Genomic DNA, 14,515 nt, shown 5'->3' with positions numbered 1-14,515 from the left:
TCTTTCAGGGCTCCACTTGTTCCACAGACTCTGTCGTTGCGAGCAGCGGTTTTATTACACGGGCCTTTTCCTCCGGCATGACTTCCAGCGGTGTCACCAGGCCGCTGGCCAGCGCGGTGTGCGCCGGGGACCGGGGTTTCTCCTCCCCCAGCAGGCGAATCGCCTTGGCGGCGATCCGCTGCGCGCGCGCGGCGTTCTGCTGCAGGTTGGCGATGGCCACCTCCGCGGTCACCGCGGCTTCCCGTGGGTGCCAGCAGTCGTAGTCGGTTGCCATGGCCAGGGTGGCGTAGGCGATCTGTGCCTCCCGCGCCAGTTTGGCCTCAGGCATGTTGGTCATGCCGATCACTGAGGCGCCCATACTGCGATACCAGTGGGATTCCGCGCGGGAGGAAAACTGCGGCCCTTCGATACACACGTAGCTGCCGCCGCGGTGCAATGTGATCGGCTGATCGCCTTGGGTGCTCTCCCCCTGAGTAAGACCGAAGGCACGGGCGAGGCAGTCGGCGACTTGCGGGCATATCGGATCGGCCATGGATACATGGGCCACTGCGCCGTCGCCAAAAAAAGTGTTGTCCCGCTTGCGGGTCAGGTCGATAAACTGGTCCGGGAGCAGCATATCCAGCGGTCTCACTTCCTCGCGCAGTGAGCCGACCGCGGACAGAGAGAGGATATAGCGCACGCCCAGCTGGCGCAGTGCGTGGATATTGGCCCGGTACGGGACCTCGGAGGGAATCAGGCGGTGGCCGCGGCCGTGGCGGGCGAGGAAGGCCACCGACACGCCGTGCAACTCGCCGGTGACAATGGCCTCGGAGGGCAGACCGAAGGGGGTTTCAATCCAATGCTCGCTGGTATTGCTCAGCCCCTCCATCTGGTAGAGGCCGCTGCCGCCGATTACGCCGATGAGTGCCCGGGCCATGGTTGCTCCTTATCTGCTTGTTTCCGCGCAGTATAGGAGTGACTTTGGGGGATGTATATTGTTCGACAGATACAGACAAAACGGGAAGGACTGCCGTTTGCACAGCCGAAGCCTGCCCCGCAGGGGTGAGGGCCAGGATGGCCCGAATGAAAAAGGCCGCCTCTCGCGAGGCGGCCTTTTTCATTCCTTGTAGGAGCGGCCGTTGGCCGCCCCGCCGCTCCTACAGCGGGCCTATGGCCCGCATGCCGAGCTAGGGCTCGGCGCTCCGGCAATTACCAACCAGCAGCTTCCTTCAGCGCGTTGCCGATCTCAGCCAGGGAGCGCACGGTTTTCACACCGGCATCTTCCAGCGCGGCGAATTTCTCGTCCGCGGTGCCCTTACCGCCGGAGATGATCGCACCGGCATGGCCCATGCGCTTTCCGGGAGGCGCGGTGACGCCAGCGATGTAGGAAACCACCGGTTTGGTGACGTTTTCCTTGATATAGGCCGCCGCTTCTTCTTCCGCGGTGCCGCCGATTTCACCGATCATCACGATGGCTTCGGTCTGCGGATCCTTCTCGAACATCTCCAGGATGTCGATGAAGTTGGAACCCGGGATGGGGTCGCCGCCGATGCCCACGCAGGTGGACTGGCCGAAGCCGTGGTCAGTGGTCTGCTTCACCGCTTCGTAAGTCAGGGTGCCGGAGCGGGAAACGATGCCCACTTTGCCCGGCTTGTGGATGTGACCCGGCATGATGCCGATCTTGCACTCACCGGGAGTGATCACGCCCGGGCAGTTCGGGCCGATCAGGCGTACGCCCAGCTCGTCGCACTTCACTTTCGCGTCCAGCATGTCCAGGGTCGGGATGCCTTCGGTGATGCACACGATCAGCTTGATGCCGCCGTTGGCCGCTTCCAGGATGGAATCCTTGCAGAAGGGGGCCGGTACATAGATCACGGAGGCTTCCGCACCGGTGGCTTCAACCGCTTCTTTCACGGTGTTGAAAACCGGCAAGCCCAGGTGTTCCTGACCGCCTTTGCCCGGGGTCACGCCGCCGACCATCTTGGTGCCGTAAGCGATCGCCTGCTCGGAGTGGAAGGTGCCCTGGGCGCCGGTGAAGCCCTGGCAGATCACTTTGGTGTCTTTGTTAATCAGTACTGACATGATTATTTATCCTCCGCGGCTTTAACCACCTGCTCGGCGGCATCCGTCAGGCTGGTGGCAGCGATAATGTTCAAACCGCTATCCGCCAGCACTTTTGTGCCCAGCTCTGCGTTGTTACCTTCCAGGCGCACGACCACCGGAATCTTAACGCCCACTTCTTCCACTGCGCCGATCACGCCTTCCGCGATCAGGTCGCAGCGCACGATACCGCCGAAGATATTGATCAGTACCGCTTTGACGTTTTCGTCAGACAAGATGATCTTGAAGGCTTCGACCACGCGCTCTTTGGTCGCGCCGCCGCCAACATCGAGGAAGTTGGCCGGCTTGCCGCCGTGCAGGTTGACGATGTCCATGGTGCCCATGGCCAGGCCGGCGCCGTTCACCATGCAGCCGATATTGCCGTCCAGCGCGACGTAGTTGAGTTCCCACTTGGCCGCGTGCGCTTCGCGCGCGTCTTCCTGGGAGGGATCGTGCATTTCGCGCAGGTCCGGATGGCGGTACAGGGCGTTGCCATCAATCACAACTTTGGCGTCCAGGCAGTGCAGGTTGCCCTGGGGAGTGATGACCAGCGGGTTGATTTCCAGCAGGGCCAGGTCCTTTTCCTTGAACATCTTGGCCAGGCCCAGGAAGATCTTGGTGAACTGCTTGATCTGGTCGCCCTGCAGGCCCAGTTTGAAAGCCAGCTCGCGCGCCTGGTAAGGCTGGGCGCCTACCAGCGGGTCGATGGTGGCCTTGAGAATTTTTTCCGGGGTCTCTTCCGCAACCTTCTCGATTTCCACGCCGCCTTCAGTGGAGGCCATGAAAACGATGCGACGGGTGGAGCGATCCACTACCGCGCCCAGGTACAGCTCCTGGTCGATATCGGTGCAGCTCTCAACGAGGATGCGGGAAACCGGCTGGCCGTTTTCGTCTGTCTGGTAGGTAACCAGGTTGTTGCCCAGCCACTTCTGGGCGAATTCTTCAATTTCCGCCTTGGAGTCCACCAGCTTTACACCGCCGGCCTTGCCGCGGCCACCGGCGTGCACCTGGGCCTTCACCACCCACTTGTCGCCACCGATTTCATCTGCTGCCGCTGCTGCCGCTGCCGGGGTTTCCGCTGCAATGCCTTTGGAAACCGGCAATCCGTATTCCGCAAACAGTTGTTTGCCCTGATACTCATGCAAGTTCATAGTTAATACCAATTCACTTTTGAAAATTTAGAGGTGGGGGATTCCCCCCTCTCCCCCGACCCCTCGCCCCTAGGGGAGAGGGGGGAGTTCTTGCCAGGTCCCGGGGCCCTGGGTCCCGGGTCCCGTTGTTACTTGCGCTTTTTGCGGTTGGCGATATGGATCGCGTGGCCGTTCACTGCCAGCGCGGCTTCCTTGACGCCCTCGGAGAGAGTCGGATGTCCGAACACGGTCATGCCGATATCTTCGGCGCTGGAACCGAACTCCATCGCGATCGCCACCTGCTGCACCAAGTCCGCCGCAGACGGGCCGACGATATGTGCACCCAGCACGCGGTCGGTTTCCGCATGGGCGATGATTTTCACCATGCCGTCCTTTTCGTTGGCAGCCACCGCTCGGCCCAGGGCAACGAACGGGAACACGCCCACGTTGTAGGGCTCGCCATCCGCCTTCACCTGCTCTTCGGTGCGGCCCACAGCGGCGATTTCCGGGTGGGTGTAGATTACATTCGGGATCACGTCGTAGTTCATCATCGGCTTCTGGCCGGCAATGCGCTCGGCGACCACCACGCCCTCTTCAGAGGCTTTGTGGGCGAGCATCGGGCCGCGCACGACGTCGCCGATGGCCCACACGCCCGGCGCGGAAGTCATGCACAGGTCGTTGACGTAGATAAAACCGCGCTCGTCCAGCTTCACGCCGGCGTCTTCAGACAGCAGGCCCTCGGTGTAGGGACGGCGGCCGACGCACACGATCAGCTTGTCGAAGGTTTCCTGGTGCTCCTTGCCGTCTTTGTCCTGGTAGGTGACGACAACCTCCTTGCCCTTTACCTCTGAGCCGGTGACACGGCAGGACAGGCGGATATCCAGGCCCTGCTTTTTCAGGATCTTTTGCGATTCCTTGGCAATCTGCTGGTCCATGATCGCGAGGAAATTATCCAGCGCTTCCAGTACCACCACGTCGCTGCCCAGGCGGCTCCATACGGAACCCAGTTCCAGGCCGATCACGCCGGCACCAATCACGCCCAGGCGTTTCGGAGTTTCGGTGAATTCCAGTGCGCCGGTGGAGTCGACGATAATCTTGTTGTCCACCGGAGCCGGCGGAATGTTCACCGGCACGGAACCGGACGCGAGGATCACATTGTCCGCTTCGTAGACAGTGGTCTTGCCGTCAAAGTCAGTGACTTCCACTTTCTTGTTGGACAGCAGCTTGCCGGTACCGTAAATGGAAGTGACCTTGTTGGCCGTAAACAGACCGGCAATGCCGCCGGTAAACTGTTTGACGATCTGGTCCTTGCGCCCGATCATTTTCTTGACATCGATTTTCACCTTGCCGGTGTCGATGCCGTGCACGTCGAGGGAGTCCTTGGCTTCGTGGTATTTCCAGGAGCTGTCCAGCAGCGCCTTGGAGGGAATACAGCCCACGTTCAGGCAGGTGCCGCCGTTGACACCCTTACCTTCCTTGTTTTTCCACTTCTCGACACAGGCAGTCTTCAGGCCCAGCTGCGCGGCGCGAATGGCAGCGACATAACCTCCGGGACCGGAGCCGATTATGATTACGTCAAATTTTTCCGACATGGTCTGTTCCAGATATTTGTGAATTTAGGTGCGACCTGCGGTCGCTTTGCCGAGCTGGAGCTCGGCGTTCCCAGGGCGGCCTGCGGCCGCTTCGCCTGCAAGCAGGCTCCTACATCAGTTTTGTGGTAGCACCAAGTTCAATGCGAAGGCCCTGATGCCGGGGCCGTTTTGCGAGACTGTCTGCGAGAGGGACCTCGCGGACAAGCCTACAGGGATGTATTCACGGCGTGTCTCGCAAAACGGCACCGGCAGCAGGGCCGCCACGGAGCTAGAAAAAAGTCCCCTTAAACCTCAAGCAGGATACGGGCCGGGTCCTCGATCATTTCCTTGATCGCCACCAGGAAACCCACCGCTTCCTTGCCGTCGATCAGGCGGTGATCGTAGGACAGCGCCAGGTACATCATCGGCAGGATTTCCACCTTGCCGTCCACCGCCATGGGGCGCTCCTGGATCTTGTGCATGCCCAGAATCGCGGTCTGCGGCGGGTTCAGGATCGGTGTGGACAACAGGGAACCGAAAACACCGCCGTTGGTGATGGTGAAGGTACCGCCGGTCATCTCGTCAATGGACAGCTTGCCGTCGCGGGCGCGCAGGCCCAGGTCACGGATGTTGTTTTCGATATCCGCCAGACCCATGTTTTCCGCGTTGCGCAGCACCGGTACCACCAGGCCCTTGGGCGCGGAAACCGCCACGCCGATATCCTGGTAGCCATGGTAGACGATATCGTCGCCGTCGATGGAGGCGTTGACTGCGGAGTAGCGCTTCAGTGCTTCCACCGCCGCTTTCACGAAAAAGCCCATAAAGCCCAGACGGGTGCCGTTGTGCTTCTTCTCGAACAGATCCTTGTAGTTCTTGCGCAAGTCCATGACCGGCTTCATGTTCACTTCGTTGAAGGTGGTGAGCATGGCGGTGGACTGGGAGGCATCCAGCAGACGCTCGGCGATGCGCTTGCGCATGCGGCTCATGGGCACGCGCTTCTCCACGCGCTCGCCCGGGGCCACGACCACTTGCACGGCGGCGGCGGGTGCTGCAGCGGCTGCCGGGGCTGTACCAGCCTTCATCACGTCTTCTTTCAGAACGCGACCACCCTTGCCAGTGCCGCTGACCTGACTCAGGTCGACGCCCTTCTCTTCCGCCAGCTTGCGCGCGGCCGGGTTGACCAGCTGATCACCACCGGCGCCGCTCTCCGCAGCGGGTTTCTCTTCCGCCTTTTTCTCTTCCGCCTTCTCTCCGGCACCCGCTTCACCGCCGGCGCCTTCCTCGAACTTGGCAATTACTTCGTTGGACAGGACGGTATCGCCCTCGTCCTTGATAATTTCGCTGAGGGCGCCATCGGCCGGGGCAACCACTTCCAGCACCACTTTGTCGGTTTCGATATCCACGATCAGTTCATCGCGGGACACGGCTTCGCCGGGCTTTTTATGCCAGGTGGCAACAGTGCCATCCTGGACGGATTCCGGGAAAGTTGGCGCTTTAATCTCGATCGTCATTGTTCCTGTTTCCTGAGATTGACTCTACTAATTACTGCCGCCGATTTATTTGACGGTCAGCGCCTCATTGATGAACTTGTTCTGTTCTTCCAGGTGGGTGGACATATAGCCCGCCGCCGGTGCGGCGGACGGCTCGCGACCCACATATTCCAGTTTCAGCTTCGGATGTGTTTCCGCCAGCAGGCGATACAGGTGGTGCTGGCTGTGATACCAGGCACCCTGGTTCATCGGCTCCTCCTGACACCAGGCCACACTGGTGAGCTTCTTGTACGCAGATACCGCCTTGGTGAACTCACCGTCCGGGAAGGGGTACAGCTGCTCGAGACGCACCAGCGCCACATCCTCCTGCTCCCGCTCCATGCGCGCTTCCAGCAAATGGTAGTAGACCTTGCCGGAGCACAGGATCAGGCGCTTGACCTTGGCCGGGTCCACCCCGTCGTCCTGGATGACGTTGTGGAATCTGCCGTTGGCCAGTTCGTCCAGGCTGGAAGTGGCCAGTTTGTGGCGCAGTATCCACTTGGGACTCATGATCACCAGCGGGCGGCGCATCGGGCGGATAGCCTGGCGGCGCAACAGGTGGAAGATCTGCGCTGGGGTGGTGGCGTTGCACACCTGGATATTGTGCTCGGCACACATTTGCATAAAGCGCTCCAGGCGTGCGGAGGAGTGCTCCGGGCCCTGCCCTTCGTAACCGTGCGGCAGCAGCATCACCAGCCCACACATGCGGCCCCACTTGTGCTCACCGGAGGTGATGAACTGGTCGATCACCACCTGGGCGCCGTTGGCGAAGTCGCCGAACTGGGCCTCCCAGATCACCAGTGATTTGGGTGTGGTGGTCGCGTAGCCATACTCGAACGCCAGCACCGCCTCTTCCGACAGCAGCGAATCGTAGATATCGAACGCCGGCTGGCCCTCGTACATATTCTCCAGCGGCACATAGCAGGAGCCGTCCTTCTGGCTGTGCACCACCGCGTGTCGATGAGAGAAGGTGCCGCGGCGCACATCCTCACCGGTGAGACGGACCATATAGCCCTCTTCCAGCAGGGTGCCATAGGCCAGGGTTTCCGCCATGCCCCAGTTGAGCGGCAGGGCGCCGCCGGCCATCTTGCGGCGGTCTTCGTAGATCTTGGCCACCTGGCGCTGCATCACCACACCATCCGGTACCGTGGTCATGCGGCTGGCCACATCCTTCAACTTGGTGAGCTCCATGCCCGTCTCGCCGTGAGTCTGCCAGTCGTGGTTCAGGTAGGGAGTCCAGTCCACGAACATGGAGGAATCCGGCTCCTTCACCAGGCCTGTGGCCACGTCCTCGCCGCGATCCAGTTTGTCGCGGTAGTCGTTGGCCAGCTTGTCCGCGGCGGCCTTGTCGAGCACGCCCTCGTTGACCAGCTTTTCCGCGTAAAGGGTGCGGGTGGTCTTGTGTTTGCGGATGACGTGGTACATCAGCGGCTGGGTGCCGGAGGGATCATCGGTCTCGTTATGGCCGCGGCGGCGATAGCACACCAGGTCGATTACGATATCCTTCTTGAACTCGTAGCGGTAGTCGACGGCGAGAAGCGCTGCCAGAACCACCATTTCCGGATCGTCGCCGTTCACGTGCAGCACCGGTGCGTCGATCATCTTCGCCACGTCGGTACAGTACTCGGTGGAGCGGGCATCTTCGCGCTTGCTGGTGGTAAAACCCACCTGATTGTTGAGCACGATATGCACGGTGCCGCCGGTGTAGAAGCCGCGGGTCTGGGACATCTGCAGGGTCTCCTGCACCACGCCCTGGCCGGCGAAGGCCGCGTCACCGTGGATATTCACCGGCATCACCTTCTCGCCGGTGCTGTCGCCGCGGCGGTCCTGGCGGGCGCGCACCGAGCCTTCGACCACCGGCGCACAGATTTCCAGGTGCGAGGGGTTGAAAGCCAGTGCCAGGTGCACCTCGCCACCGGGGGTCATCACGTTGGACGAGAAACCCTGGTGGTATTTCACATCGCCGGAGGTATCCAGGGTCTTCTTGCCCTCGAACTCCTCGAACAGGTCGGACGGGTTTTTACCCAGGATGTTGACCAGGGTATTCAGGCGGCCGCGGTGGGCCATACCCATTACGATCTCCTTCACCCCGTAGGTGCCGGAACGGCGGATCAGCGCGTCCATCAGCGGGATCAGGCTCTCGCCGCCCTCCACGCCGAAGCGCTTGGTGCCGGGATATTTGGAGTCCAGGTGGCGCTCCAGACCCTCGGCGGCAGACAGCCGCTGCAGGATTTCGATCTGGACGTCGGTGCCGAAGTTGGGCCTGGCCTGGCTGCGTTCCAGGCGCTGCTGGAACCACTGCTGCTCGTCCAGGTTGGACAGGTGCATGATCTCAGCGCCCAGACTGCCGCAGTAGGTGCGTTCCAGCCCCTGGACGATTTCCCGCAGAGTCGCCTCCTCCTTGCCAAAGAAGAGATCACCGGTCTGGAAAGTGGTGTCGAAGTCGCCTTCGGTGAGGCCGTGGTAGTTGAGCTGCAGGTCGGGGACCTGCTCCCGCGCCATCAGGCCCAGGGGGTCCAGGGTGGCCTTCTTGTGGCCGCGGTGACGGTAGGAGCTGATCAGCTGCAGGACTTTGACCTGCTTGCGTTCGTGTTCGATATTGATGGCCCCGGCCCCGGGAGCGGCCAGCGGGCGGGTGCGATGTTTGGCGAGTAACTCAAAATGTTGCCGCACTGCGGCATGGGAGACGTCGCCGACACCGTTCACCCGCGGGAGGCTGTCGAAGTAACTGCGCCACCCCTCCGGCACGCCGTTGGGGTCGTGCAGATAAGTTTCGTACAGTTCCTCCACATAGGCTGCATTGCCTCCGGAGATATGGGAGCTGCGCCACAGCTGCTCCATGGTACTTTCGTGCATGTTGATGCCTACCTCATTGCGGTGCGCCCCTTTCCCGGTACTTGCACCGCTCTACTTTCCTTATTACTCACAAAAGGGGAGGCGCCAAAAGTCACCTCCCCTTTTTACTTGGAACCGGCTCGAAAGCCGATTTTCTTTAGATAGGCGCCGCCGTTGGCGCCGAACCCATACGGAGGGCTCAACCGGGCTTGTGCCTGCCCCGCCGCTACACGGCGCGGGCCAGCAACATATGGCGGATATGGCCGATCGCCCGGGTGGGGTTCAACCCCTTGGGGCAGACGTTGACGCAGTTCTGGATACCGTGGCAGCGGAAAACGCTGAAGGGGTCATCCAGTTTGGACAAGCGCTCGTCGGTGGCCTCGTCGCGGCTGTCCGCCAGGAAGCGGTAGGCCTGCAGCAGGCCCGCAGGGCCGATAAATTTGTCCGGGTTCCACCAGAAAGACGGACAGGCGGTGGAACAGCAGGCACAGAGGATACACTCGTACAGGCCGTCGAGCTTCTCGCGCTCTTCCGGCGACTGCAGGCGCTCGATGGCCGGCGCCGGAGTGTCGTTCTGCAGGTACGGCTCGATCTTCTTGTACTGCTCGTAGAACTGCTCCATATCCACCACCAGGTCGCGGATCACCGGCAGACCGGGCAGCGGGCGCAGTACCAGCTTACCCTTGCGCGCCGCTTCCGAAAGCGGAGTGGTACAGGCCAGGCCGTTGCGGCCGGAGATGTTCATGCCGTCGGAACCGCACACGCCCTCGCGGCAGGAGCGGCGGAACGACAGGGTCGGGTCCTGCGCCTTCAGCAGCTCCAGCACGTCCAGCACCATCAGGTCCTTGCCCTGGGTGTCCAGCTCGTAGTCCTGCATATAGGGAGCTTTGTCAGTCTCCGGGTTGTAACGGTAAATGCTTACTTTCAACATGTTCCGCATCCAATGTCTTTGTAAGAGCGGTCAACGGCCGCTCTTACAGAATTAATAGGTCCGAGCCTTGGGCTCGAAGGCTTCCACAGTGCTGGGTGCAAAGTTGACCGCGCGCTTGCCGACACGTTTCTCCGCCGGGAAAAACATGGAGTGGCACAGCCAGTTTTCGTCGTCGCGATCCTGGTAGTCCTCGCGGGCGTGGGCGCCGCGGCTCTCGGTGCGCACCTCCGCGGCGATGGCGGTGGCCTCGGCCACTTCCAGCAGGTTCTGCAGTTCCAGCGCCTCGATACGGGCGGTGTTGAAAGCGCGGCTCTTGTCCTCCAGGCGCACATTGTCGATGCGCCCGCGCAGCTCTTCCAGCTTCTTCACCCCCTCGGCCATATAGTCGCCGCGACGGAATACGCCGAAGTGGTTCTGCATCACGTTTTGCAGCTCGGTGCGGAGGCTCGCGGCCGATTCGCCGTCGTTGCTGTTCTCCAGGCGGTTCAGGCGCGCCATCGCAGCTTCGATATCGGACTCGGACGCCTCGCGGTGTTCGATGCCCTCGCGCAGGGACTGCTCGATGAACAGGCCGGAGGCGCGGCCGAACACCACCAGGTCCAGCAGGGAGTTGCCCCCCAGGCGGTTGGCGCCGTGTACCGATACGCAGGCCACCTCACCGCAGGCATAGAAGCCTTCCACCACCTGATCGTTGCCGGAGGCATCCTGGGTCAAGGCCTGGCCGTGCACATTGGTGGGGATACCGCCCATCATATAGTGGCAGGTGGGCACCACCGGGACGGGGTCCTTCACCGGGTCCACATGGGCGAACGTTTTGGCCAGCTCGCAGATGCCCGGCAGGCGGCTGTGCAGTACCTCCTCGCCCAGGTGGTCGAGCTTCAGGAATACGTGATCGCCATTGGGTCCTGCGCCGCGGCCGTCGAGAATCTCCAGTACCATGGAGCGGGCCACCACATCGCGGGAGGCCAGGTCCTTGGCGTTGGGGGCATAGCGCTCCATAAAGCGCTCGCCATCCTTATTAATGAGGTAACCACCCTCACCGCGGCAGCCCTCGGTCACCAGCACGCCGGCACCGGCAATACCCGTCGGGTGGAACTGCCACATCTCGATATCCTGTACCGGCATCCCCGCGCGCAGGGCCATGCCCACGCCGTCGCCGGTGTTGATGTGCGCGTTGGTGGTGGAGGCGAAGATGCGGCCGGCACCGCCGGTGGCGAATACCGTGGCCTTGGATTTGATGAACACCACTTCGCCATCTTCGATGCACAGCGCAATCACGCCCACTACGGCGCCGTCCTGGTTCTTCACCAGGTCCACCGCGAACCACTCGTTGAGGAACACGGTGTCGTGCTTGACGTTGTTCTGGTACAGGGTGTGCAGCAGCGCGTGGCCGGTGCGGTCCGCAGCCGCACAGGTGCGCGCGGCCTGGCCACCGCGGCCGAAGTCCTTGGACTGGCCGCCGAAGGGGCGCTGGTAGATGCGGCCCTCCTCGGTGCGGGAGAAAGGCAGGCCCATATGCTCCAGCTCGAATACCGCCTCCGGACCCACGGAGCACATGTACTCGATGGCATCCTGGTCGCCGATATAGTCGGAACCCTTCACGGTGTCATACATATGCCAGCGCCAGTCGTCCTGCGGATCGGCGCTGGCGATGGCACAGGTGATGCCGCCCTGGGCGGAGACCGTGTGGGAACGTGTGGGGAAAACCTTGGTGATCACCGCAGTCTTGAAGCCGGACTGGGCCATCTGCAGGGCCGCGCGCATACCCGCGCCGCCGCCGCCAATTACGATCCCGTCAAAGGCAATGGTTCGCATATTCGACATAAGTTACAGACCCCACAGAATTTCAATGCCCCACGCCGTGTAGAACACGGCAACCGCGGCCAGCAATAGCTCTATCACAAGGCGCAGAACAGTGGCCTTGGCTCCCATCAGGAGGTTGGTGATATAGTCGGTGATTACGGACCAGAGCCCGATCCAGGCGTGCACGACGGTGGAGAGCAGGGCCAACAGCGTGAACACCCGCATCCAGCGATGAGCAAACAGGGCAGACCAGCTCTCGTAGCCAAAATCCTTACTCAGGAATATGAAACCTACTATAAAGAAGGTATAAATCGTGAGCAGCACCGCGGTGACGCGCTGGTACAACCAGTCGAAAGTGCCGCTGCGACCGAAGCTTGTAATTGTCGTTACCATAACCAGACCCCTGCCAGCAGAATAAGAACTGCGGAAACGGCGAGCACCAGTACGGCGCCGCGTCGTCCGCCCTCAAGGGATTCGCCGATCCCCATATCCATCAGCAGGTGGCGGATACCCGCCGCCAGATGGTAGATAAGCGCCGCCAGCCCGGCCCACAGGACCAGCTTGACGGGAGTGCTGTCGAAGACCGCCGCCACTTTGGCGAAACCCTGCTCGGATTCCAGGCTGACATCGAGCATGTATAACAACAATGCCACCACGGCGAAGAGGACCACGCCGGAGATGCGATGCAAGATGGAAACCAGAGCTGCGGCAGGAAGATTGATAGTGGAAATGTCTAAATTGACAGGTCTGTTTTTGTTCACAGGAAAAACACCTTGTTGCCCTGAACGACTGGGCGCCCGTTAGCTTTTCAAATGGAGGGACGAGCCGCTTGCTGATCACTTCGCATACGACCTGCTGAAGCCTTGTACAAAGTGGCCTTACCATGGCGCAAGCCGCGCGGATTATAGGCATTCGATCCCCAAAACACAACGAGACTGCGCCGCTTACCGGCGGTTTACCACTTTGGCCCCAGGAAGAGAGACGCGCCAGGCCGGCGAAACTTCCGATAACAATCCCCCCCGCCAGCCAGGGAAAAGCTCTGCCACCGGCGCCGGGAACCGAATATCCTGCCGCTGAGGGACTGGCCATCCGCCCGGTTTGGTTTGACAATTTGCGGCGCGCCACTTAAGTTTGGCCCCGCTCGGAAGCCCGCTGGGGCCCTTTGGTACCCAAAGACGAGCCCTACATACAACGGCAGAGGCCGGATGGATACGGGCTGCAAGTGGGATCGATCACGGCCGGAGGCCGCCCCAATCTCTCCCCAAAGCCGGTATAAAGAACAGTTTTAGGAGTCCGCAATGTCCGATAAAAAAGCGCAACTTACGGTCGACGGTATCGACGGCACCATCGAGATGCCCGTCCTCTCCGGCACCGTCGGCCCCGACGTTGTCGATGTCAGCAGCCTGACCGGTAAGGGCTTGTTTACCTACGACCCGGGCTTCGTGTCCACCGCCGCCTGCGAGTCCAAGATCACCTATATCGACGGCGCCAAGGGCGTGCTGCTGCACCGCGGCTACCCCATTGAGCAACTGGCGAAGAGTTCCGACTACCTGGAGACCTGCTACCTGCTGATGAACGGCGAGCTCCCCAATGCCGAACAGAAGAAGGACTACGTCAGCAGCATCATGAACCACACCATGGTGCACGAGTCCCTGGTGAACTTCTTCAAGGGCTTCCGCTACGACGCCCACCCCATGGCGATGATGTGCGGCGTGGTCGGCGCCCTCGCCTCCTTCTATCACGACTCCCTCGACATTACCGATCCCGAGCACCGCAAGGTCTCCGCCGACCGCCTGATTGCCAAAATGCCCACCCTGGCCGCCATGTGCTACAAGCACTCCAAGGGCCAGCCGTTCATGTATCCGGACAACAGCCTGAGCTATGCGGAAAACTTCCTGCATATGATGTTCGGCAACCCCTGCGAGGCCAGCAAGATAGACCCGGTGGTGGCCAAGGCGATGGATATCATCTTCCTGCTGCACGCCGACCACGAGCAGAATGCCTCCACCTCCACCGTGCGCCTGGCCGGCTCCTCCGGCGCCAACCCCTTCGCCTGCATCTCCTCCGGCATCGCCGCCCTCTGGGGACCGGCGCATGGCGGCGCCAACGAAGCGGTACTGGACATGCTGCAGGAGATTGGCGACGAGAGCCGCATCGACGAGTTCGTCAAACGCGCCAAGGACAAGGACGACCCCTTCCGCCTGATGGGCTTCGGCCACCGCGTGTACAAGAACTTCGACCCCCGCTCCCGCGTGATGCAGGGCATCTGCGACGAAGTACTGGGGGCCATGGGCGCGGAGAACGACCCTCTGCTGAAGATCGCCAAGAAGCTGGAAAGAATCGCCCTGGAAGACGAATACTTTGTGGAGAAGAAACTCTACCCCAACGTGGACTTCTACTCCGGCATTATCATGAAGGCCATCGGCATTCCCACCGATATGTTCACCGTGATCTTCGCCACCGGCCGCACCGCCGGCTGGATTGCCCACTGGGACGAGATGATCTCCAACCCCTACAAGATCGGCCGCCCGCGCCAGCTGTACACCGGCTATACCCAGCGCGACTACATGCCGCTGAACCAGCGCTAAGTCAACAGCACCCCGCAAAAACCCGGCATTTGCCGGGTTTTTTTATGGA

At 61.4% G+C, this 14,515-nt stretch carries 11 protein-coding genes; 1 reads left to right on the top strand and 10 read right to left on the bottom strand.

What is annotated here, in order from left to right; all coding sequences use genetic code 11:
- Window positions 1-4: 4 nt before the first annotated feature.
- The 10 genes from mtnP to sdhC form a co-directional block, all read right to left on the bottom strand.
- Window positions 5-916 (bottom strand): S-methyl-5'-thioadenosine phosphorylase, encoded by a 912-nt coding sequence (gene mtnP, locus FHS09_RS01340; RefSeq protein WP_183455878.1) that lies wholly within the window; start codon window positions 914-916, stop codon window positions 5-7.
- Between the two features lie 272 nt (window positions 917-1,188).
- Window positions 1,189-2,061 (bottom strand): succinate--CoA ligase subunit alpha, encoded by an 873-nt coding sequence (gene sucD, locus FHS09_RS01335; RefSeq protein ID WP_183455876.1) that lies wholly within the window; start codon window positions 2,059-2,061, stop codon window positions 1,189-1,191.
- A gap of 2 nt (window positions 2,062-2,063) precedes the next feature.
- Window positions 2,064-3,230: an ADP-forming succinate--CoA ligase subunit beta gene (gene sucC, locus FHS09_RS01330; RefSeq protein WP_183455874.1), complete on the bottom strand. Its 1,167-nt coding sequence runs from the start codon at window positions 3,228-3,230 to the stop codon at window positions 2,064-2,066.
- 128 nt (window positions 3,231-3,358) lie between these two features.
- Window positions 3,359-4,801, bottom strand: a complete 1,443-nt coding sequence (gene lpdA, locus FHS09_RS01325) for a dihydrolipoyl dehydrogenase (protein WP_183455872.1) — start codon at window positions 4,799-4,801, stop codon at window positions 3,359-3,361.
- 284 nt (window positions 4,802-5,085) lie between these two features.
- On the bottom strand, window positions 5,086-6,291 hold the full coding sequence (gene odhB, locus FHS09_RS01320) for a 2-oxoglutarate dehydrogenase complex dihydrolipoyllysine-residue succinyltransferase (protein ID WP_183455870.1): 1,206 nt from the start codon (window positions 6,289-6,291) through the stop codon (window positions 5,086-5,088).
- Window positions 6,292-6,336: 45 nt separating this feature from the next.
- Complete coding sequence (locus FHS09_RS01315) at window positions 6,337-9,165, bottom strand: 2-oxoglutarate dehydrogenase E1 component (RefSeq protein ID WP_183455868.1); 2,829 nt, start codon at window positions 9,163-9,165, stop codon at window positions 6,337-6,339.
- 205 nt (window positions 9,166-9,370) lie between these two features.
- Complete coding sequence (locus FHS09_RS01310) at window positions 9,371-10,075, bottom strand: succinate dehydrogenase iron-sulfur subunit (RefSeq protein WP_281383025.1); 705 nt, start codon at window positions 10,073-10,075, stop codon at window positions 9,371-9,373.
- A 51-nt stretch (window positions 10,076-10,126) separates the two neighbouring features.
- The gene (gene sdhA, locus FHS09_RS01305; protein ID WP_183455864.1) at window positions 10,127-11,899 is read right to left on the bottom strand and encodes a succinate dehydrogenase flavoprotein subunit; all 1,773 of its coding nucleotides are present in this window, start codon (window positions 11,897-11,899) and stop codon (window positions 10,127-10,129) included.
- 3 nt (window positions 11,900-11,902) lie between these two features.
- The gene (gene sdhD / locus FHS09_RS01300) at window positions 11,903-12,271 is read right to left on the bottom strand and encodes a succinate dehydrogenase, hydrophobic membrane anchor protein (RefSeq protein WP_183455862.1); all 369 of its coding nucleotides are present in this window, start codon (window positions 12,269-12,271) and stop codon (window positions 11,903-11,905) included.
- Window positions 12,265-12,639, bottom strand: coding sequence for a succinate dehydrogenase, cytochrome b556 subunit (gene sdhC / locus FHS09_RS01295; protein WP_183455860.1), 375 nt, complete (start codon window positions 12,637-12,639; stop codon window positions 12,265-12,267). Before sdhC ends, sdhD begins: the two co-directional genes overlap by 7 nt.
- Before the next feature lie 537 nt (window positions 12,640-13,176).
- Here sdhC and gltA point away from each other — a divergent pair.
- A complete protein-coding gene (gene gltA, locus FHS09_RS01290) occupies window positions 13,177-14,466 on the top strand; it encodes a citrate synthase (RefSeq protein WP_183455858.1) in 1,290 nt (429 codons plus the stop codon).
- The last annotated feature ends 49 nt before the right edge of the window (window positions 14,467-14,515 follow it).

The organism is Microbulbifer rhizosphaerae, assembly GCF_014191725.1.
In the GTDB taxonomy this organism is placed as follows: Bacteria; Pseudomonadota; Gammaproteobacteria; order Pseudomonadales; family Cellvibrionaceae; genus Microbulbifer; species Microbulbifer rhizosphaerae.
This window is presented reverse-complemented; position numbering and strand designations above follow the sequence as displayed.